This window comes from Maribacter stanieri, assembly GCF_900112245.1.
Taxonomy (GTDB): Bacteria; Bacteroidota; Bacteroidia; order Flavobacteriales; family Flavobacteriaceae; genus Maribacter; species Maribacter stanieri.
Genome location: NZ_FOYX01000002.1, coordinates 14,084 through 35,975 on the forward strand (window position 1 = coordinate 14,084; position 21,892 = coordinate 35,975).

Annotated in this window: 19 protein-coding genes; 17 read left to right on the forward strand and 2 right to left on the reverse strand. The window is 34.6% G+C overall.

The window, feature by feature from the left end; genetic code table 11:
• The first annotated feature begins 43 nt into the window (after nt 1-43).
• Together BM296_RS10410 and BM296_RS10415 are read left to right on the forward strand one after the other, a co-directional pair.
• Entirely contained in the window at nt 44-943 is a 900-nt protein-coding gene (locus BM296_RS10410; protein WP_218157884.1) for a sugar phosphate isomerase/epimerase family protein, read from the forward strand.
• A gap of 3 nt (nt 944-946) precedes the next feature.
• Nucleotides 947-1,786 carry an aminotransferase class IV gene (locus tag BM296_RS10415; RefSeq protein ID WP_091903010.1) on the forward strand — a complete coding sequence of 280 codons (840 nt, stop codon included), beginning with the start codon at nt 947-949 and terminating at the stop codon, nt 1,784-1,786.
• Nucleotides 1,787-1,791: 5 nt separating this feature from the next.
• On the opposite strand, the gene BM296_RS10420 is transcribed toward BM296_RS10415, so the two are convergent.
• Both BM296_RS10420 and BM296_RS19300 read right to left on the reverse strand, forming a co-directional pair.
• Entirely contained in the window at nt 1,792-2,634 is an 843-nt protein-coding gene (locus BM296_RS10420; protein ID WP_245787003.1) for a hypothetical protein, read from the reverse strand.
• A gap of 145 nt (nt 2,635-2,779) precedes the next feature.
• Nucleotides 2,780-2,947 carry a Lacal_2735 family protein gene (locus BM296_RS19300; protein WP_036146964.1) on the reverse strand — a complete coding sequence of 56 codons (168 nt, stop codon included), beginning with the start codon at nt 2,945-2,947 and terminating at the stop codon, nt 2,780-2,782.
• Between the two features lie 329 nt (nt 2,948-3,276).
• Here BM296_RS19300 and BM296_RS10425 point away from each other — a divergent pair, with 329 nt between their 5' ends.
• From BM296_RS10425 to BM296_RS10495, 15 genes are all read left to right on the forward strand, one after another.
• On the forward strand, nt 3,277-3,468 hold the full coding sequence (locus BM296_RS10425; protein ID WP_027067037.1) for a cold-shock protein: 192 nt from the start codon (nt 3,277-3,279) through the stop codon (nt 3,466-3,468).
• 407 nt (nt 3,469-3,875) lie between these two features.
• Nucleotides 3,876-4,322, forward strand: coding sequence for a KTSC domain-containing protein (locus tag BM296_RS10430; RefSeq protein WP_091903012.1), 447 nt, complete (start codon nt 3,876-3,878; stop codon nt 4,320-4,322).
• Nucleotides 4,323-4,352: 30 nt separating this feature from the next.
• Nucleotides 4,353-5,654, forward strand: coding sequence for a DEAD/DEAH box helicase (locus BM296_RS10435; protein WP_091903013.1), 1,302 nt, complete (start codon nt 4,353-4,355; stop codon nt 5,652-5,654).
• A gap of 37 nt (nt 5,655-5,691) precedes the next feature.
• Nucleotides 5,692-7,242, forward strand: a complete 1,551-nt coding sequence (locus BM296_RS10440; RefSeq protein ID WP_091903014.1) for an SDR family NAD(P)-dependent oxidoreductase — start codon at nt 5,692-5,694, stop codon at nt 7,240-7,242.
• A 196-nt stretch (nt 7,243-7,438) separates the two neighbouring features.
• Entirely contained in the window at nt 7,439-9,328 is a 1,890-nt protein-coding gene (locus BM296_RS10445; RefSeq protein ID WP_143099061.1) for a hypothetical protein, read from the forward strand.
• Between the two features lie 3 nt (nt 9,329-9,331).
• A complete protein-coding gene (locus BM296_RS10450) occupies nt 9,332-10,165 on the forward strand; it encodes a DUF2490 domain-containing protein (RefSeq protein ID WP_091903016.1) in 834 nt (277 codons plus the stop codon).
• 22 nt (nt 10,166-10,187) lie between these two features.
• Nucleotides 10,188-11,024 (forward strand): MORN repeat-containing protein, encoded by an 837-nt coding sequence (locus BM296_RS10455; RefSeq protein ID WP_091903017.1) that lies wholly within the window; start codon nt 10,188-10,190, stop codon nt 11,022-11,024.
• Nucleotides 11,025-11,191: 167 nt separating this feature from the next.
• Nucleotides 11,192-14,194 carry a WD40/YVTN/BNR-like repeat-containing protein gene (locus BM296_RS10460; protein WP_091903018.1) on the forward strand — a complete coding sequence of 1,001 codons (3,003 nt, stop codon included), beginning with the start codon at nt 11,192-11,194 and terminating at the stop codon, nt 14,192-14,194.
• A 159-nt stretch (nt 14,195-14,353) separates the two neighbouring features.
• Nucleotides 14,354-15,685, forward strand: a complete 1,332-nt coding sequence (locus tag BM296_RS10465) for a TolC family protein (protein WP_091903019.1) — start codon at nt 14,354-14,356, stop codon at nt 15,683-15,685.
• 5 nt (nt 15,686-15,690) lie between these two features.
• Nucleotides 15,691-16,914 carry an efflux RND transporter periplasmic adaptor subunit gene (locus BM296_RS10470; RefSeq protein WP_091903020.1) on the forward strand — a complete coding sequence of 408 codons (1,224 nt, stop codon included), beginning with the start codon at nt 15,691-15,693 and terminating at the stop codon, nt 16,912-16,914.
• Between the two features lie 2 nt (nt 16,915-16,916).
• Entirely contained in the window at nt 16,917-17,660 is a 744-nt protein-coding gene (locus BM296_RS10475; RefSeq protein WP_073244333.1) for an ABC transporter ATP-binding protein, read from the forward strand.
• Nucleotides 17,661-17,662: 2 nt separating this feature from the next.
• Entirely contained in the window at nt 17,663-18,883 is a 1,221-nt protein-coding gene (locus tag BM296_RS10480; protein WP_091903021.1) for an ABC transporter permease, read from the forward strand.
• Between the two features lie 6 nt (nt 18,884-18,889).
• Nucleotides 18,890-19,924 carry a sensor histidine kinase gene (locus BM296_RS10485; RefSeq protein WP_091903022.1) on the forward strand — a complete coding sequence of 345 codons (1,035 nt, stop codon included), beginning with the start codon at nt 18,890-18,892 and terminating at the stop codon, nt 19,922-19,924.
• A 31-nt stretch (nt 19,925-19,955) separates the two neighbouring features.
• Complete coding sequence (locus BM296_RS10490; protein WP_091903765.1) at nt 19,956-21,284, forward strand: YHYH protein; 1,329 nt, start codon at nt 19,956-19,958, stop codon at nt 21,282-21,284.
• Nucleotides 21,281-21,880, forward strand: a complete 600-nt coding sequence (locus BM296_RS10495) for a YbhB/YbcL family Raf kinase inhibitor-like protein (protein WP_091903023.1) — start codon at nt 21,281-21,283, stop codon at nt 21,878-21,880. Before BM296_RS10490 ends, BM296_RS10495 begins: the two co-directional genes overlap by 4 nt.
• Nucleotides 21,881-21,892 lie beyond the last annotated feature (12 nt).

Consider the following 21,892-nt stretch of genomic DNA (forward strand, 5'->3'; position numbering starts at 1 on the left):
CTTATATTTATACTCCTTTTTTTGTCATCAATAATATATCATCATGAACGACTATAACTCACGTAGAACATTTCTAAAACAAACGGGTATATTATCAGTAAGTTCAATGCTACCATTATCCGTACTTCCAATAGATTATAAATATAAAATGGGACTTCAATTGTTCACTATTCGTGATGCCATGGCTAAAGACCCAATTGGCAGTATAAAATATGCCAGAGAGCTAGGGTATGAAGACGGGGAGATATATGGTTATGATGGCAAAAACGATACATACTACGGAATAAAATCTCAAGAGTTTAAAAAGCAACTGGTCGATTTAGATTTCACTATATCTAGTGGTCATTATGATTTCTCAAGTCTTTTTAATGAGCCTATGGATTATCTTAAGCGCTATGTAGACCAATGTATTAAAGGTTCTAAAACCCTAGATAGTAAATATATAACATGGCCTTGGTTAGCTCCAGAATTTAGAACTATTGAAAATTTTAAAATTTTAGCAGATAAATTAAATACAATAGGGGAGCGGGTTAGTAAAGCAGGATTACAGTTTGCCTATCACAATCATGATTTTGAATTTACCGACCATAATGGCAAACAGGGCTATGATATTATTCTTAAAAACACTGAACCCAGTTTAGTTAAACTACAAATGGATATGTATTGGGTAGAACATTCTTCTAATAAAAATATTCATGAGTTAATTACAGAAAATCCTGGGCGTTATGTTATGTGGCATATTAAGGATATGGATAAAGTTACCCGCGATTATTCAGAAATGGGCAATGGCTCTATTGATTATAAGTCCCTATTATCTTCTGTAGATATGGAGGATTTACAATACTACTATATTGAACAAGGTGGTAATTTTGCCGATAACTCCATGCAAAGCATTACAGATAGTGCTGTTTATTTTAAAAAACATTTGCAAAGATTTCTTTAATTCATGAAATACCCAGAAAAAGTTTATTTGAACGGAAGCATAGTACCCCATCAAGATGCTAAAATTTCAGTGTTTGATCGCGGATTTATTTTTGGCGATGGTATTTATGAGGTAATGGTTCAAATTAATGGTTCATTCTTTTATAAAGAAGCGCACTTAAATCGTTTAAAAGATGGACTTCAAAAAGTCAATATTAAATTTGATGTTGATATCCTTCCAAAGGAAATATCAAAATTACTTGAGGCATCTGAACTTACCAATAAAGATTGCATGCTTTATATTCAGATTACCAGAGGTGTAGCCCCACGACAGCATTCCTATCCAGCAGATATACTGCCAACGGTAATGATGTACGCCATACCTAAAGTATTACCTGATATTAATGAAATAGATGCTAAAGTCATTACTCGAGATGATTTTAGATGGTCTCGTTGCGATATTAAAATGACATCGCTTTTAGGTAACGTAATGTTGAATGAAGAAGCCATGCAGTATGATTGCTACGAAACTATTATGCATCGTAATGGCTTATATACAGAAGCATCTCATAGTAATGTATTTTTTGTGAAAGATAATGTTGTTTACACGCATCCTGCGGATGAGTATATTCTAAACGGAATTACCAGAATTATTGTTTTAGATTTATGCAAATCGCTAAATATCGAAATAAATGAATCACCTATTTCTATTGATGACTTAACTACTATAGATGAAGCATTCTTAACTGGTACCATCACACAAATCGCATCAATTAAGCAAATTGACGAGCATATATTATATACAGGAAATAAAAAAGGCCCCATTACAAGAAAATTGCAAGAGGCCTTATTAAAACTTAAGTGATTTATTTATTCTACGCTGAAATAAGTAAAGAATTCGTCTGAGTTCTTAATATCCATTAAATTTAAAATATAACATACTTCAGATAAATCGGAAAAGTCCAATCCACCTTCAGCTACACTTTCGTTAAGGTATCTACCATCTATGCCATTGTATTGGTTTCCTAAACGAATAGCTGTATTCCAAACTTGGGTTAAATGTTCATCATTTAATTTAGATTCCCAATCAACTTTTCCGTCGGACTTAAAACCTGGTGTACCATTACCTACGGCGTTACCATCAGCAATTTTGTGATAATCGGTTATAGTTTGGGCATATTTTAATTTGGTAGGTTCGGTAACAGATTCATTCCAATCGCTATGCTGAACCACATGAATTTTCTCTTTTACATTTAAAGAAGGATTCTTTTCTACCAGTTTCATAACCCAGTCAGCAGTAAAGTCTGACTGACCAGCCTCTGCAACCCAAACAGACCCACCATTATCGATGACTTTTTGAGCTTTTTTGGCAATCATTTTCACAGATGCCTTCCATTCTTTATCAGCATCTACCCAATTTTTATTAAATGCCAGTTTCATTAATTCATTTGGTGGCACATATAAACCTTCTTGTATGCCATAAGTACCTGCAATAGCTACATAGTTTAAATCTTTATAATCCGGGTGATCTAACAAAGTTGCCAAACCAGCGGCAGTGTGTAAATCATCAATATCAGTTTTTGAATCTAATTGTACCAAAAGTAAATCTGTTTCAATATTGAAATTGGGTTCTTGAGATTTTAAACTAATGCTAAAAAGCAAAGTGAGTAACATACAGCTAAAGACGCTTTTTAAATGTAACCTGTTTTTCATTTTGTTGAGTAAAATAAGTTGATTAATAATTTGTTGTTAATAATGGTGTTAGAGTATTCTTATTTTTAAAATAGAACTCCTTTGTTTAGCCTTCTAAAATAGAAAATAATACCATAACCTACATTAAAGGTGAATAATGATAAATTCAATTATCCAAAGCTTCAATCTGTTTTAATATGGCATCTGCCTCAGCTGCTTTACTGTCACTTTTAGAACGATTTTGAGTAGATAAGTCATAAGACTCCTTTAGTAATTTCTCGTACTGCTCTTGTAATTTTTCCTTTTGAGATTTCTTTTTAAATAGTCCGAACATAGTTTTTGTTTTGAAGTTAGCACATTAGTAGCATTTCAAGGAAGTTTTTAAATAAAACATAATCTCATATTCCTGAATTTCGCGGCTATTTAATAACAATGTTGGTAATAAAAATGGCTGATTTGACTTGGGAAATTGATAAATCTCAACTTTTAGGGTACGGTTTACAAAATTAGGAACTTAGAAAAAACCGATAAAAGGCTATAAATTGCCGATAAACTCTTAAATGTTTGCCAATTTATGTAATTAAACAAACTTAAAACATTGTTTGTCAACTATTGGCGTCATCTTTGCTACTTAATAAGTATTATAAATTAAATTACATTACAATGAGTAAAGGAACAGTAAAATTTTTCAACGACACAAAAGGATTCGGTTTTATCACTGAAGAAGGAGTTGAAAAAGACCACTTTGTACACATTTCAGGTTTGATCGATGAAATTCGTGAAGGCGATGAAGTTGAATTCGAATTAAAAGAAGGAAACAAAGGATTAAACGCAGTGAACGTAAAAGTTATCTAAACATATATACTTTCAAGTTTAAGAAAAAGCCTTTCACATAGTGAAAGGCTTTTTTATTACCGTTCATTTTTAAGTCTATCAAAATATTTTTCCAATTGAAATAACTTATCTTCTAGGGTAAAATTGATAATCTTTCCACAGAAAAAGATGAACGTTGGACCTCTATTAAGGAACAGTTTGTAAAGAATAATAAAATTAAAAGTTTTGGCAACGCCAACGAGATGGCGCAAGTACTTTCACAAATGATGGAATTTTCTGAAAACTTAGAAGGTATTAAGTCCGTTTTAGAAAAAGGGCTTAATAATGACTAACATTTAATAAGGTGGTTATTTTTTCTTTTATTCCTGAAATTCAAGCTTTCACGTCAAAATAAAGATGTAGTTTTGCACCCGCAAAAAAGCTGTATTATGAAGCGCATTAATGAATACAAGAAACTCTTCGGGGTTGAAAAAGAGATTGAACTTAAAGCACTTAAGTCCACGTATAGAGGTTTAGTTAAAGAATGGCACCCAGACAAGTTTCAAGAAGGTGACGAAAAAAGAGAAGAAGCTGAAGTTCAGAGTCGTCGTATTATTGACGGATACCACTTTTTAGTGAGTATCGCTCCTGAAACCAAAGAAGCTAATAAAGAAGTATACAACGAGTCTATAAACTCTGGTGTTGCTGATTTTCAGCATAATGGGTTGGTTTTAGAAGTTACTTTCGTTGATGGTGCTACGTATGAGTACTTCGGTGTAACGAAGCCTATTTTCCAGAAAATGATCAATTCTAACAAATTGAACAGATTTGCGAAAAGAAGTATTTTCCCAAATTATTTGTACAGAAAATCGAAACGTGACCTTCAAGAGGCATAATCGTATATAATTAATGGTTATCAAAAACGCATGAAAAATCAAAAAGAGATTTTATCAAAATTGAATATTGATGCGTTAAATCCGATGCAAGAAAGTGCGTTAGATGCTATCTCATCATCGAATAATACCATTTTACTTTCTCCGACTGGTACAGGAAAAACGTTGGCTTTTCTTTTACCGGTTTTAGATTTTATGGACCATGACAATCCTGAAGTTCAGGTATTGATTTTAGTTCCTTCTCGCGAATTGGCTATTCAGATAGAACAGGTTATTCGTAATATGGGTACTGGTTTTAAAGTGAATGCCATTTATGGTGGTAGAGCTATGTCTAAAGATAAGATAGAGCTAAAACATACTCCTGCAATTTTAGTTGGAACGCCTGGCAGAATTCTTGACCATTTTATGGCAAATCGTTTTACCAAAGAGCATATTAATACTTTAGTTCTTGACGAATTCGATAAGTCTTTAGAAGTCGGATTTGAAGAGGAGATGACTGAAATTCTTGCGGAATTACCAAATCTTAAAAAACGTATTCTTACTTCTGCAACGGAAGCTGTTAAAATTCCCAAGTTTGTGGGAATGGAAAATCCAAAGCGCATAAACTTTCTTAAGAAGGCAGCACCATCTCAATTAACAATCAGAACTGTTATAGCGGAAGATAAAGATAAACTGAAAACGTTAGTTCAGTTACTAAAATTTATAGGAGAACAACCTGGTATTATCTTTTGTAATTTAAAGGATAGTATTGAAACTGTTAGTTCTTTTCTAAGTCAGAAACATATTCTACATGAGTGCTTTTCTGGTGGTATGGAACAGAAAGACCGCGAACGTGCTTTAATTAAATTTAGAAATGGTAGTAGTCGTATTTTAGTTGCAACTGATCTAGCTGGTAGAGGTATTGATATCCCTGAATTAAAATTTATCATTCATTACGAATTACCACAACGTGTTGAAGAATTTACCCATCGTAATGGTAGAACCGCTCGTGTAAATGAAGCAGGTACCGCATATGTTGTAAAATGGGATAAAGAATCGTTACCTGGGTTTATTTCAAATTCAAAACCAATTAATATCGGTAAAACCAATAGGTTAGGTGACCCATTTTGGGAAACCTTATTTATATCTGGTGGACGAAAAGATAAAATATCAAAAGGAGATATAGCCGGACTTTTCTTTAAACAAGGTGGTTTGAACAGAGATGAATTGGGAGACATAGAACTAAAACAAGATTGTGCTTTTGTAGCAGTACCGAAAAGTAAATCTCAAGAACTCGTAAGCGAGTTAAATAATTCTAGATTAAAAAAGAAGAAAGTACGTATTACCGTACTTTAATCATTGTTAGTATTTTTGCCCTTTTTAAGGTAGTATGATGAAGGATAAACAGCACGAGAACGAAACTGAAATCGATTTAAACGAGATTGAAAGTTGTATTGAAATTTTAAATCGTTTGGTAACAGATACCAATCAAATTTTTGAGATTCCTGAAGATAGAAGAATTGCCTTAATTAAAGTTGCCGGTCAGCTTTCTCGTCCTAATAAGCAAGAGTTTGCTAAACGGGTTAAAGATGCCAAACGTAACGAAAAAAGAAAGCAAGCAGTTCGCGATAAGCATGCCCGTAAAGAGACAGGTATTCGTAGCGCTCGTGAAGCACATGTTTTTGTAGCTCCTAAATTATTACCTGCTGCAGAATTAGCTAGCAAAGATTTACCAGAACTTACCACTCCTCGTAACTGTTACGTATGTAAGACAGAGTTCACGAAACTTCACCATTTTTACGACACCATGTGTACAGATTGTGGTGATTTCAATTATGCAAAAAGATTTCAGAATGCCAATGTAAAAGGGCAAGTGGCGGTTATTACCGGATCACGCTTAAAAATTGGTTACCATATTACTTTAATGCTTTTGCGTGGCGGAGCTACCGTTATTGCTACCACACGTTTCCCTGTAGATTCTGCCCTTCGTTTTTCTAAGGAGGAAGATTTTATGGAGTGGGGGCATCGACTAAAAATTCACGGTTTAGATTTACGCCACATCCCTAGTGTTGAGATATTCTGCAATTTTATTGAGCAGCAATATGACAAGCTTGATATATTAATAAACAACGCAGCACAAACGGTACGTAGACCAGCAGGATTTTACCATCACTTAATGGAAAATGAAGAACGTGAATTTTCTTCATTGCCAAAGTTTGCCCAAATGGTATTGAGTGACCATGAAAGTTGTTTAGACGAATTAAAATCATTCAGTTCTAAAGCTTCTCCTAATCAAAACATGCCGGTTACTTGGCACGGACCAGAACCTGGCATTGGTTTACGAGCCTCTGCAAAGCTGTCTCAGATTCCATATAGTTTTGATAATGCCTTGGTTGCCCAAGAGGTTTTCCCAACAGGAGAATTGGATGCAGATTTGCAACAGGTAGATTTACGTAAAACCAATAGCTGGAGGTTAAAGTTAGGTGAAATTGAAACCACCGAAATGATTGAGGTACAGTTGGTTAATTCAGTAGCACCATTTGTGTTATGCAACCGTTTGGCAGAATTGATGAAAAAAGAAAATACGGGTCAGAAACATATAATTAATGTCACGGCCATGGAGGGTAAATTCCACCGTTTCTTCAAAGAATCGCGTCATCCACATACCAACATGGCGAAGGCTGCATTGAATATGTTAACACATACTGCTGCTGGTGAACTAGCAAAAGACGGAATTTTTATGAATGCTGTTGATACCGGTTGGGTAACCGATGAAGACCCTGCAGAATTAGCTAAAAAGAAACAAGAAGTACACGATTTTCAACCGCCTTTAGATATCGTCGATGGTGCCGCTAGAGTAATGGACCCATTATTCGATGGTATAAATACAGGAAAACATTGGTGTGGAAAATTTCTAAAAGACTATTTTCCAATAGATTGGTAGTTATATTATTCTTAGAATAAGTTAATATTATTACTGTATTCTAAATTGTTTAATAACATTTAATAAAAAGTTAAAATTCTTACTCTTCTAATTTATTAGTCTGAATCTATTTTCGTTTTTTTGCGGCATGATTAGGCTAATTATCAAACCATTACTACAATTTCTTGTATTTTTAGTTGTCGGAATTTCTATTCCGATGAGCGGTCAAGAAACCCAAACGTATAACGGACCTTTACAAATAGGTAAGTATAACGGTAAAGCAACGTATTCTTATAAACTTGTCGAGAACGATACTGTTCTCGATGGCGATTTTACGGTACTACGTTCCAACCTTCAAGAGCTATTACAGAAACAAGATTATTCATTTCAATTTAAGGGAGCTTTCGTTGATGGCACCGCAAACGGACCATGGAAGTTTCAATTCGGGAAATTCAACTCCCAGAGTCAATCTGAAATCATAGATTACCAATACCGCGTTTTGGTAAGTGGAATTCAAAAATCCGCTAGCGGAAAAATTCAAATGGGTAAACCCAATGGTAAATGGACCATTTTAGAAGAACAAATTGAAAATTCTGAAATATCAAATACCATATTTAAAAGCGTTATTTTTTTTGAAAATGGCGTTCCGCAGAAGAATTTTAGCATAAATAATGAAAACTATACATTAGTAGGTAGATTTCTACGAGATGGTTTGGCTCATGATGAGTGGTCTTTATTTCCTTCAAACGGAATGGACCAATCTGAAAGCTGGTATTTTAAAGATGGCTTATTGCAATCGATTAGGGTGGATGACGAAAGTGATCATAAAACCATAAAGGGATACAAAGGCTATAACGGGCAAACTAAAATCATTAATCTAAATGCGGGTTATATTAATGCCTTAGAAATTCAACTTTCGCAAGTAGATGTTGACATTCTACATCATAATAGTTTACCTGAACTTTTAAAGCAAAATGCAGCACGTTACCAAGAGGTTGATGATATATTATCTGAATTAGGTAAGTCAGAATTTCTTCCTGAATTTAAAGTTAAGGTTCCTTATTATGCGTTAGATTCTTTAGAAGTCTCTAAAGTTGATAGCATCGTATCCTATTACAAAAAAGCAAATGAATTAAGTGAATCTATACTACACAATTCACAATTAAATATTCTAAAATTATCTGATACCAATACAGCGTATCAGTACAACACCGTACTTCACCTAAAAGAAAATTTTCTTACCCCTATTCAAGAAATTGTAAGTTATGATTCTTTGGGTATTTTAGAATATACATCGCGCCAACAGTTAATAAACCATGTATTTCCGGCAGGAATGCCAAAATCTAAAGTGGATATTGAGATGCAAATAGATAGTGTAATATCTTCTAAGCCGTATACAATTACTTCAAATGCTGTAACCAATACCGATAATTCTAGCATAGCGAATATTGAAGCTGTTGCTAAAATGGGATATGACGGTATTCTGTCTATCGCCAACGAGGTTAAAGAAACATTAGCGCAAGAAAAAAGACAAAATGAGTTGGCTAGTTTAGAAGAGGAAATCATATTACAGAACGATTCATTAGTAACTTTTATTGAAGCGATAAACGATAGTATTCCACTAAAATATGCCAAATCTTTACATCAAATTAAATCTTTTGCTAGTACAACATTGAACGATTACTCTAAAGTAAAATCTGCTCAAAACAGATTATATGCTGCTAGAAATACGGTTGAATGTCTTGACAATTTAAACGATTTATCAAGAACGGTTTCGCAAATGCCAGTTTACCATACGGCTATTAAAGAAAGTTATACCGATCGTATTTGGAATCCGTTTATGGCAACATTGATGGATGAGGATATTAAAAAGAAAATTACATCAGCTTATTCCAAAATTTTAGAGCCTTACTTCTTAACTGAAATAGAACAACATATATCGTGTGAGACTATTGAAAATTTAAATAATACTATTACGGCTACCTACCAAAAAGTTCTAGAACTAAAAGATCAAGACACCAAAAAGCTGGAACGAAAGCTCAAAAAAGAAAAAGACCCTGTTACTGTATTAGAGATGTTGAATGTACAAAACACTACAAAGCAATAGCCTATGAAAACGTTTCGTACACATATCGTAAAGCTTTCTTTTTTAATGCTTTTTGCCTTTATTTTTAAAGGATTAGCACAAGAAAAAGAAGCCGTAGAATTGCCAGAATATTCGAAGTATAAAGATTTAGGTACCAAAACCTGGATCAATACTTATGGGAATATTAGAATAAGCAAACGCTTATTTTGGGATGCACAAACACATTTAAGATTAGAAGAAACGGAAGCTACACCATTTTTTGGGCAAGTAGCTCAGGTTTATAATAGACACGCTATTGGGTATATACACTCAAAATATTTCAATGTTCGTTTAGGCGGAGTATTGCGTTTAAACTTCAATACAGATGAAGCCTCTACGGATCGTAATTTAGTACCTGAATGGCGTATTTGGCATCAGTATCAATTTGCGCAGTCATTGGCGAGTATGATGATTTATCACCGTATTCGTATTGAACATCGTTGGACACAAAGTTTTGTGGAGAATAGTGAATACATATTTAGAAACCGATGGAGGTATATGTTCAGAATGAAAATCCCTTTGAACAATCATAAGCTAAAACCTAAGACTTTTTATGTAGCTCCTGAGGCTGAATTAATCATGCAAAGTGGAAAAGCGGTTGTTGCTAGCCCTATGGAAGATTTACGATTAACGACTACTTTGGGTTATATTCTTACACCAAGATTAACCGTTGCGGCAGGAGCCATGTATTCTCAAGGTCAAGATCTAAAGAACGGCGGATATTATAAACAAAGTTGGGCGATGCGTTTTCACGTATACTATTCACCAGATTTTAGAAAGGTGAAAAACAAGCTTCCAGAAATTCACTTAACAGATTAATACCATAGATCAAACAAACACTATGAAAAAAAGAGATGTAACATTGTACGGTCTGCTAGCCATCACATCTGTATTGGCAATTTATTTTGGCATCAAATCAAGCTCGCTGCAAAATGAAATAGGGGAGAGTAGCAAGGCAAAAAAGGAGTTAGATGTTCTTGTAACTGGCAATAAAGAATTAATCGCAATCGATTCTGTTTTAATGAAAGGCGATTATAATAAAGCTATTGAATCTTATAATACCACGCTTCAAAATCATGAAGAGCTGAACAGCGTTATTCCATTACGTATTGCTCTTGCTAAAAAGTTAATGCAAAACAATATTGTAAATGCTTCTGATGAGGAAACCAAAAAAACATCCATCGATTCAATTGCTATTGCCCCAGTTGCGCAAAGTGAAATTAGAAGTATAGATTCTTTAAGTTTCGCATTAGAAAAAGCTCGCGTTCAACTAAGTAATATGCGTAAGCAACTGAACAATAAATCATTTGGAGAATACCTTAGTTTTACTAGTAAGAAAGGAACTGGATTGCATTATGTTGGTCAAGTAAAAAACAACAAGGCCAATGGTATCGGCATTGCCGTACTTGAAACGGGTAGCAGGTATGAAGGCGAATGGAAAGACAATCTACGCGAAGGTAATGGCACATTTTACTGGCCTGACGGTGAATATTATATTGGTAGTTACAAAGATGATATGCGAAATGGTGAAGGCACTTATTTTTGGCCTAACGGTGAAAAATACAAAGGACAGTGGAAAAACGACAAGCGAAATGGAAAAGGTATTTTTCATAAGAAAGAAGGCTCTGTTATAAGTGGTATTTGGGAAAATGACAAGCTTAAAGATACTGACAAGTAGATATACGCTATAATAGCAGCATATTATATAATTTTCAGCAACGAGATTACGTCAAATCTCAGTATGTAATTGTCAAATTAAGAAAATCGTAAAAATGATTTTCAATATATGTTATACGTATCAGTTTAAGTAACTTTAGGTTTTAACCAACCTATTATTTAAGCTAAATGAAAACCTTTGTTCGTTTCCTTTCCATTTCTACATTTTTACTAAGTACAACCTTAGTTCTTGCCCAAGATTTTTCCGCATTTGAATACCGTACTATTGGTCCCTCTAGAGGTGGTCGTGTTACTACGGTTACTGGTACTCCTGTTTTGCCAGGTACTTTTTACCTAGGTGCATCTGGTGCCGGTGTTTGGAAAACAGATGATTATGGCACATCTTGGAATAATATTTCTGACGGATTTTTTGATACTCCTTCTATTGGTGCTATTGAAGTTGCTCTTAATGACCCTAATATCGTTTATGTGGGTACTGGTTCTGACGGACTGCGTAGTAACATCATCAGCGGAAAAGGAGTTTATAAATCTATAGATGCCGGAAAAACTTGGGACCATATCGGTTTGGCAAAAGCCGGACAAATTGGTGCCGTGGAAATTGACCCTACCAATAGTAATATAGTTTGGGTAGCGGCAATTGGTGATGCTTTTAAAGCTAATGAAGAACGTGGTATCTATAAAACTATAGATGGTGGTGCTACTTGGGAAAAAATGCTTCACATATCTAATACAACCGGATTTGCAGATTTAGAACTTTTACCCGGCAACCCTAATGTTGTTTATGCAGCTGCTTGGAAAGCACAACGTACTCCTTGGACAATTATATCTGGTGGAGCGAACAAAGAAGGCGGTATTTATAAATCAGTTAATGGAGGTAAAGATTGGATAAAGCTGGAAACAGGATTGCCAAAAGGATTGATAGGTAAAATAGATTTGGCAGTATCGGCCGTAGATTCTAGTATACTTTATGCAGTAATAGAAGCTCCAGGCGATGAAGGCGGAGTTTACAAATCTGTTGATCAAGGAAAAACATTTGTTCAAACGTCAAGTAATAAAGGTTTGGTCAACAGACCATTTTATTATACAAACATAGAGTTAGACCCCACCAATCCTGATATTGTGTATTCTAATGCCAATCCGTTATTAAAGTCTACGGATGGTGGTAAGAACTGGACAATGATGGCTGTACCACATGGCGATAACCATGATATCTGGATAAACCCCAATAATCCTGATTTATTAATTCAGTGTAATGATGGTGGCGCCAATGTATCGCATAACGGAGGCAAAACATGGTCCTCACAATTCAACCAACCAACAGCTGAAATTTATCAGGTAGCGGTAGATGATCAATATCCTTATTGGATCTATGGTGCACAACAAGATAATACTACCATTGCAATTCCAAGTTCGGCTCCAAGTGGAACTTCTGTTCAAGGTACACAGGTAATGATTGAAGTTGGTGGCTGTGAAACAGGTCCGTCAATTCCAAAACCTGGCAATCACAATATTGTTTACAACAATTGTAAAGGACGCTTTAGTGTTTATAATAAAATAACCGGTACAGGTAGAGAATACTCTATAGGTGCTTCCAATATTTACGGTCACAACCCTAAAGATTTAAAATACAGGTTTCAACGTGTAGCTCCTGTTCACGTATCTCCACATGATCCTGATGTCGTTTACATGGGTTCTCAATTTGTGCATAAAACAAGAAATGACGGAGTTATTTGGGAAACCATTTCTCCAGATTTAACTGCCTTTGAAGCAGATAAGCAGGTTATTTCAGGAAGTCCAATAACTAGAGACATTACCGGTGAAGAATATTACAGTACAATTTATTCGATAAGAGAATCTAAAATAAAGAAAGACCTTATTTGGACGGGATCTAATGACGGTGTTGTTTCAATAACCCAAGATGGCGGACAAACATGGTCAAATGTTACACCTAAGAAAATGCCAAAAGGCGGAAGAGTTGAATCAATTGAACCTTCTCAATTTGACCCTGCAAAAGCATATATTTCGGTAGACAGACATTTGTTAGGTGATGCTACTCCGTATTTCTATAAAACAGCGGATTATGGTAAAACTTGGGAATTGATAAGTACCACTACAAATGGAATTCCAGCTGACTATACAGCTAAAGTATTACGTGAAGATCCAGAAACTGCTGGACTTTTATATGCAGGTACAGAATACGGAATGTTTGTTTCTCTGGATGACGGTAAACAATGGAAATCGTTTCAACAAAACTTACCCGTTACACCTATTACCGATATCATTATTAAAAGAGGAGATTTGGTTTTAAGTACCATGGGGCGTGGTTTTTGGGTATTAGATAATATTACCACCTTAAGAAATGTAGATATTACGACACTAGCGGATTCCCCTGTTTTGTTCAAACCAGATAATACGATAAGATATCGTACACCAAGAAGAGCAAAAGGTTTTCCTGATTACCCAACAACCGGAGTTTTAATTGATTATTACTTGCCAAAGGAATTTAAAAGCGAGGTGCAATTAGAAATTTTAAACGCCAACAAACAGTCTGTCGCTTCTATTTTAAGTGATTCTACAAAGATTAAATCTAGCAAGGAAGAAGTTGAAAATATGGGGCTTAGTATGACTTTTAGTTACTTTGATGCAAAGCTTGAAACCAAAAAAGGTATTAATAGATTTCAATGGGATATGCGCCAAAAAGGTGCATGGAGCGATAAAGAATCTAGAAGGTATAAAAATGGACCTATAGTACCACCAGGTTCTTACATTGCTAAATTAACAGTAGGAGAGAAGACGTTGGAACAGCCTTTTGAAATTTTGGTAGATCCACGTTTAACAGAAGAAGGTATAGATAATACTATCATTCTTGATCACTTAGCTTTTGAGAATAAAGTGCTTGATTTATTAACGGAAGCCAGAAAGTTTCAGTCAGAATTAGAGGCACAGATTAAGAAAACTAAAGGAGATGAAAAAGCTTCCTTAGAGACTGTTTTAAAAGAAATAAAAAATGATGAAGGTGCATATCCTCAACAAATGCTGGTTGCCCAAATATCCTATTTATCCTATATCGTTGGTGGTGCAGATAAAGTGCCTGGCAATGAAGAAGTAGAACGTCTTAAAGAGTTACAACAACAGTTTAATTCTGTGAAAAATAAAGTAAAACTTAACTAAATATTTACTGGGCAATTGTTACGAATAACAACAATTGCCCAAAAATCTCGTCGATAGAATAAAGGTTTCCGTATAAACAAAAGAGCCAGACTTCTATTACATTCTACCAGAAAAGTATAAAGTTTCATTTTTGAAGTGTTAATTAAAAACACGCTTTAAATGAAACAATATATAATCATAGCAAGCATTTTATTTGCTCACTTTGCTTTTGCACAGGATGTAGAAACCAATACCGCCTCTAAAATTTGGTCTTTAGAAGATTGTATTTCTTACGCAATTGAAAATAACATTACTGTAAAAGATGCTGATTTAAATACCAGTATTTCTGAAGTAAATTATAACAAAGCAAAATCTGCTAAGCTTCCAAACTTATTTGGTAGTGCTTCCCAAAACTTCTCTAGTGGTACATCTATTGACCCAATTACGAGCGATTATGTTTCTGATCAAATACATAGTACCAATCTTGGTATTAATAGCTCCGTAACACTCTTTCAAGGAAATCAATTAAGTAATCAGGTAAAGCAAAATCAACTATTAATAGAACAGAATAGTTTATTGGCACAAGAAGCTAAAAACAATATTGTAATAAGCATTCTAGAAACTTACCTGCAAACCCTATATACTAAAGAAGGGATTAGCATTGCAGAAAATAATCTAATTGCTTCAGAAAAGGAAGTACTACGTGCCAAATCAAGATTAGATGCAGGGACTATTGCATTAAGTGATTATACAGAAGCTCAAAGCCAGGCAGCAACTAATAAATACAACGTAATTACAGCAAAAAATGATTACGAGCTTAACATCATCAACCTAAAACAATTACTTGAATTATCGCCCTTAGAGGATTTAACTATTGAAACGGTTGATGAGAATCAAGACTTAATAAATCCAGAACTAAACAAAGAAGCTATTTACACCAATGCCTTATCGTATTTACCAGAGGTAGAGGCTAGCAAAACAAATATTCTAGTTAACGAAAAAGAATTAGAAATAGCGAAAGGTGGATATTTACCAACCCTTGCTTTAACAGGAAGTCTTGGTTCTGGTTACACTAGTATAAGTGACAATACTTTCACCGATCAATTAGATGTCAATTTTAATCAAAGGTTAGGGCTAAGTTTAAACATACCTATTTTCAATAGAAACCAGACAAAATCTGCTGTACAAACAGCTGCTTTTAATATAGAAAAAGCTGAGATTCAGAAACAAACTATTGAAAAGGAAGTAATTAAAAAGGTGGAAACTGCCTACCAAAATGCGCTTTCATCACAAGAACAATTAGTGGCGGCAGAAGTCTCCCAAGATGCAGCAGAACAGTCTTATAATCTAGCACAGAAAAAATATGAGCTGGGCGACTTAAGTACTACAGATCTGGTAATTAGTCAAAACACTTTTACCAATGCACAACAGAACTATTTACAATCCAAATACCTAAATATTTTATACCATCAATTATTACAATTCTATCAAGGAAACGATATTAAACTTTAATCAAAATGAAAAATAAAACAAAAATCATAATAGGAGGATTAGCGCTGTTAGTCTTAGCTTTTGTAGCATATAGCTTTATAAAAGGTGATGACAGTGTTTCTATTGAAGCGAAAACCATAGCAGCTAAAAAAGGGGACGTTACCACTATGGTAACTGCAACAGGTACTATTGAGCCTATAAACCAAGTTGATGTTGGTACGCAAGTCTCTGGTGTTGTGGAGAAAGTATATGTTGATTACAATAGTGAAGTTAAAGAGGGGCAATTAATTGCGGAATTAGATAAAACAAATCTTAAAGCTTCCACTACACAAGCACAAGCTTCTTATGACAATGCTATTAGTCAAAGAAACTATTTGCAAACCATTTATGAAAGACAGAAATCGTTATACGACAATCAGGTAATTAGCAAATCTGATTTTGATGATGCTGTTTACAATTACGAAACTGCAAAAGGTACCGTTACACAACGTTTGTCTGACTTGCAACAGGCAAAAACAAACTTAGGCTATGCAAATATCTATTCTCCTATAGATGGTGTGGTACTTTCAAGAGATATTGATGAGGGGCAAACAGTAGCCGCAAGCTACAGTACACCTACACTTTTTACCATTGCACAAGATTTACAGGAAATGCAGGTAGAGGCAGATGTTGATGAGGCAGATATAGGGGTTGTAAAAGAAGGACAACGAGTAAGTTTTACTGTTGATGCTTACCAAGGTCAAGAATTTGAAGGTGAAGTAACGCAGGTAAGATTAGATCCAACCATTACTTCAAATGTAGTTACCTACACAGTGGTTATCAAAGCTGATAATCCTGATTTGAAACTTAAACCGGGTTTAACGGCAACCATTTCGATTTACACCCTCGAACTAAAAGATGTGTTATCGGTAGAAGCAAAAGCTATCAATTTTAAGCCTACACAACCAGAAATGATGGCATATAATGAGCAGGAGAAGTTAACGGCAGAGCGTCCCAAAAATGGACCAAGAACAGCTGATAAAGAAGAAGTTACTAAAGTTTGGGTTTTAGAATCTAATGGAGCTATAACTCCGAAAGAAGTGAAATTAGGTGCGAGTGATGGAGTAAACGTTCAAATTTTAAGTGGTATTAATGAAGGTGACAAATTGGTATATAGTTTAAAATCTGTAACTACTCAATCTGGTGCCCCAGCAGGTGGTACAGAAGAGAGTCCATTTATGCCACAACGCCCAGGAGGTAAAAAGAAATAAGCATGAGTAAAGAAATCATTAAAATAGAAGACTTAAAACGTGAGTTCGTCATGGGCACAGAAACTGTTCATGCGCTACGTGGAATATCATTCTCTATAAAGGAAGGGGAGTTTGTAACTATTATGGGCTCTAGTGGTTCTGGCAAAAGTACTATGCTTAACATATTGGGCTGCTTAGATCAACCCACATCAGGTACTTACGAGATCGATGGCGTAAGTATGAAAGATTTAAGTAGAAATGAACTGGCTACAATTAGAAATGAGAAAATAGGATTCATTTTTCAATCTTATAACCTTTTAGCTAGAACATCCGCAATAGAAAATGTAGAGTTACCATTGTTATATAACAGCAAGGTATCTACAGAGGAGCGAAGAGAACGGGCTATTAAAGCTTTAGAAATGGTTGGTTTGGGAGATAGATTACATCATACACCTTCTCAACTTTCTGGTGGTCAACAACAACGTGTTGCCATTGCTAGATCACTAGTAAACAACCCAGTAATGATTTTAGCAGATGAGGCAACGGGTAATTTAGATACACGTACTTCTTATGAAATTATGTCTTTATTTCAAGAATTGAACAAGAAAGGTATCACCATCACCTTTGTTACTCACGAGCCTGATATAGCTACGTTTAGTAGTAGAACAATTGTATTAAAAGACGGGGATATCATGCAAGATTATCAAAATCATAAAATACAATCCGCAGCAGCAGAATTGGCAAAATTGCCTAAACAAGACGATTAATTATGAGACTATTAAATCTATTTAAAATCGCTTTCAAAGCTATAATTCTAAACAAAACAAGAACTTTGTTGACCATGTTAGGGATTATCATTGGCGTAGCTTCGGTAATTGCCATGTTAGCTATAGGTGAAGGTTCTAAAGAGAGTATTAGAAGTACCATTTCAAGTATGGGATCTAATATGATAACTATACGTCCTGGGGCAGATGATAGAGGTCCTGCAAGGGGTAGTGGTGGTGATGTACAAACTCTAACGCTTGCTAATTATGAAACGATAAAAAATCAATCTACACTTCTAAGTTATATAACACCTATTGTTAATGGCGGCGGACAAGTAATAAACGGTGCCAATAACTGGCCAAGTACCATCTATGGTGTTAACCCAGAATATTTGGAGATTAAAGTTGTGGGGCTTCAAAGCGGGAGTATGTTCACCGATGCCGAAGTAAAATCTGCCTCTAAAGTTGTTGTTCTTGGACAAACCGTTGTAGACAATGTATTTCCTGATGGTCAAGACCCTGTAGGTCAAATGATTCGTTTTGATAATATTCCGTTTAAAGTTATTGGAGTTTTAGAAGAAAAAGGGGAGAATACATTTGGGCAAGATCAAGATGATGTGGTTATCGCTCCTTACACCACGGTACAAAAACGAATTCTGGCTATTGATTATTTGAATCAGATCATGGCATCTGCCATTAGTGAAGATGATGCACCCGATGCTGTAATAGAGGTTACCGACATTTTACGTGCAGAACATAAGTTAATGTATACCGAAGATGATGATTTTACGGTTCGTTCCATGGAGGAGCTAATTTCAACATTTAGCTCTACCAGTGAAATGCTTACTATTCTTTTAGTTGCAGTTGCCAGTATTTCATTATTAATTGGTGGTATAGGCATTATGAATATCATGTACGTATCGGTAAAAGAGCGAACAAAAGAAATAGGACTTCGTATGGCTGTTGGCGGTAAAGGTTCTGATATTTTGATGCAATTTCTTATTGAAGCAATTTTAATAAGTATTACTGGTGGACTACTTGGTGTAATCTTAGGTTTAGGTGCTACCGTTTTTATAGAAAAGTTCTTACATTGGCCTACAAGTGTGGCATTGTATTCAATAATAATATCGTTTGCCGTTTGTGCGGTAACAGGTATTTTCTTTGGATGGTATCCTGCAAGAAAAGCATCGTCACTAGATCCTATCACAGCATTACGTTATGAATAAATAATTATGTACAAGAATAAAAAAATAATCATAGTTCAGCATCTACTAATATGGCTGGTGCTGTTCAGCATACCTTTTGTTTTATCATACGGTCAAGAATTGGACAATAATAGATTAATTGCCCATTTCTTAATACCGATGTTGTTCTATGCAATCATATTTTATCTGAATTATTTCATACTAATAGACAAATTCCTTTTTTCGAATAAAACGGTAGTATTTATTCTTATCAATTTAGTGATTATCGGTTTTTTTATTTTGATGAAAGAATTTATTGAGGATAATTATTTTGCCGAACTCATAAAGAAACGTCCGCCAGAGGATAATAGGGAAGGACCTCCATTTAAACTGTTCTTATATGTACAAATGTTATCCTATGCTGCTCCTTTACTTTTTTCAATAGCCATTAAGACCACTAAAAGATGGGTTAGAACTGAAGCAGAGAAAAAGGAAGCGGATAACTTTAAATTACAAACGGAACTGCAACATCTTAGATATCAGCTACAACCCCATTTCTTTTTCAATTCTTTGAATAATATTTATTCACTTGTAGATATATCTCCAGATAAAGCAAAATCTACTATTCATAGTTTAGGCAAGCTAATGCGCTATTTGCTATATGAAACAAGTACTGAATTAGTTCCTCTTTCAAAGGAAATTGAATTCATGAGAAAGTATATCGACTTAATGAATCTTCGTTTAACAGATAAAACAACCGTAGAATCTAGTTTTCCAATTAGTGAGCCACAGACTAAAATTGCTCCATTACTGTTCATCTCTCTAATTGAAAATGCTTTTAAACATGGGGTTTCTGCCAGTAAAGAGAGTGTAATTTCAATAGATATGATTACTAATGAAAATGTAGTGATTTTTAAAATCGAAAATTACAATTTCCCTAAACAAATAAATGATAAAAGTGGTTCTGGTATTGGTCTACCCAACCTTAAGAAAAGATTAGAGTTATTATACCCTGGCAAACATCTTTTTCAGCAAGAAATCAAGAACGGAATTTATTCTGTGTATTTAAAAATTGAAATTTAAAACACTGAAAAAGAATATAGAACCCCAATCAATGAATCACAAAAAATATACATTTCTAATTTGCATTTTTCTTCTAATAAGTAATTCTATTTCCGCTCATGAAGGCGGACATGGAATTCCATCCAAACAATGGGAGTTAACTACAAATGAACTATTCAAGGCTCATTTTATTTCATATGAAAATGGTGAAGTTTGGCTTATGGACGGCAACCATAGTATTCAAACTTTTCAAATTACAGACTTTGCAGAAGCTGATCAAAAGTTTATTAAAACAAAAAATGAGTTCATTCATTCATTAAATAGCAGAACAGCTATTCAACTTGGTTCACAATCATTATCAATTTTTGATTGGGCGCTTATTGGTTTCGGTATTCTTCTTTTGTCTTTTTCTGTTTTTAAGCTGATAAAACAAAAAACAGTAGTGTACCTAACACATGGAGTACTTGGTTTAGGGGTTATTTTGATTGTATCCTGTAAAAATGTGAATTCTACTAAAACCAATAATTTAGAAGTACCAGAAAACAACGTTGCAGAGATGCGAGCTTTTTTTGAGAGATTTGAAGATGTCAGTACACATTCGGACGAAAACTATCTTTATGTTTCATCCAATGGCTTACCAGATCATGATATGATGGTTGGTATTACAAACTGGCAACAACAAGTGCCTATTAAGCAAAATTATACCGGTGACAATAGTTGGGCAATACCTACGCATCCAAAAATGGCTGAACATCCGTTATCTACAAAAACCAATTTGTTAAAAGGAGCAATTGCTGTTGCGGTGAATGGAATACCCATTTTCAACCCTTTAAATAACAGAGGCGAAGATGCCAATGCTATTGGAGAATTAGATAATTGGGGCGGACATTGTGGTCGTGCAGATGATTATCACTACCATTTACCACCTCTACATTTGCAGGACCAAGTTGGTGCGTGGAATCCAGTTGCTTATGCTGTTGATGGTTTTCCGGTTTATGGAGAAACCACAGATACATTAGATGAATATTTAGGAAAAACAAATCCAGATGGTTCGTATCAATATCACACCATTAAAGAATATCCCTATTTTATTGCAGGTATGCGGGGCGAAGTACAATTAGACCCAAAAACAAAAGCACCTGAAAACCAAGTGTATCCGCAACCTAGAACACAAGAATTAAGACCTGCGTTAAGACCGTTACGAGGTGCGGAGATTATTGATTTTAAATTCTTAGGAGAGAACTCATATTCCTTAACCTACAGTTTAGATTCCAAAGAATATATTATCAATTATAATTGGGACAGCGAAGATAATTATAGCTATCAATTTATAAATCCTGATGGTTCTTCAAAACTTGAAACCTATACCCCAAGAAAATGAAATATTCAAAATTTATAGTTCCCTTTCTTTTTATTTGCTTATTGTCTTGTAAAAATAGTAACAGAGAAATAACAGAAGTAAATCATGATGACTTTAAAACAATTCATTCAGATTTTAAACTAACTAGTATCGCCATAAAGAATGGTGTTTTATTGGATGATTATAAATGTGAAGAGAAGGTAAATGATGTTGAAAATTCCATTCCTCTTTCATGGGAAAATGTTCCAGAAGGCAATAAATCGTTAGCAGTTGTCATGTATCATTATCCAAAGAAAAATGATAGAACAGAGATTAATTCATATCTGCTATTATGGGATATAAATCCAGAAACCACAGGAATACCATATAAAATGGCTTCTAAAGGAAATTGGTTTATGGGAGTCAATAAAGATGGTACTGCAATATCATATACATCTCCATGTTCTCTTGGAAAAGGCAAGCATGAGTATACTCTAGCTCTTTATGCCCTTTCAGAAACGCCAAGTAGTTTACCAAAAAAACATAGTTTAAATGTAGATTACAATGTATTTATGAATGCATTGGCTACGGTGAAAATTATTGATAGAACAACATTAACCTTTATAGACTCAAATTAAAAATAACAATTC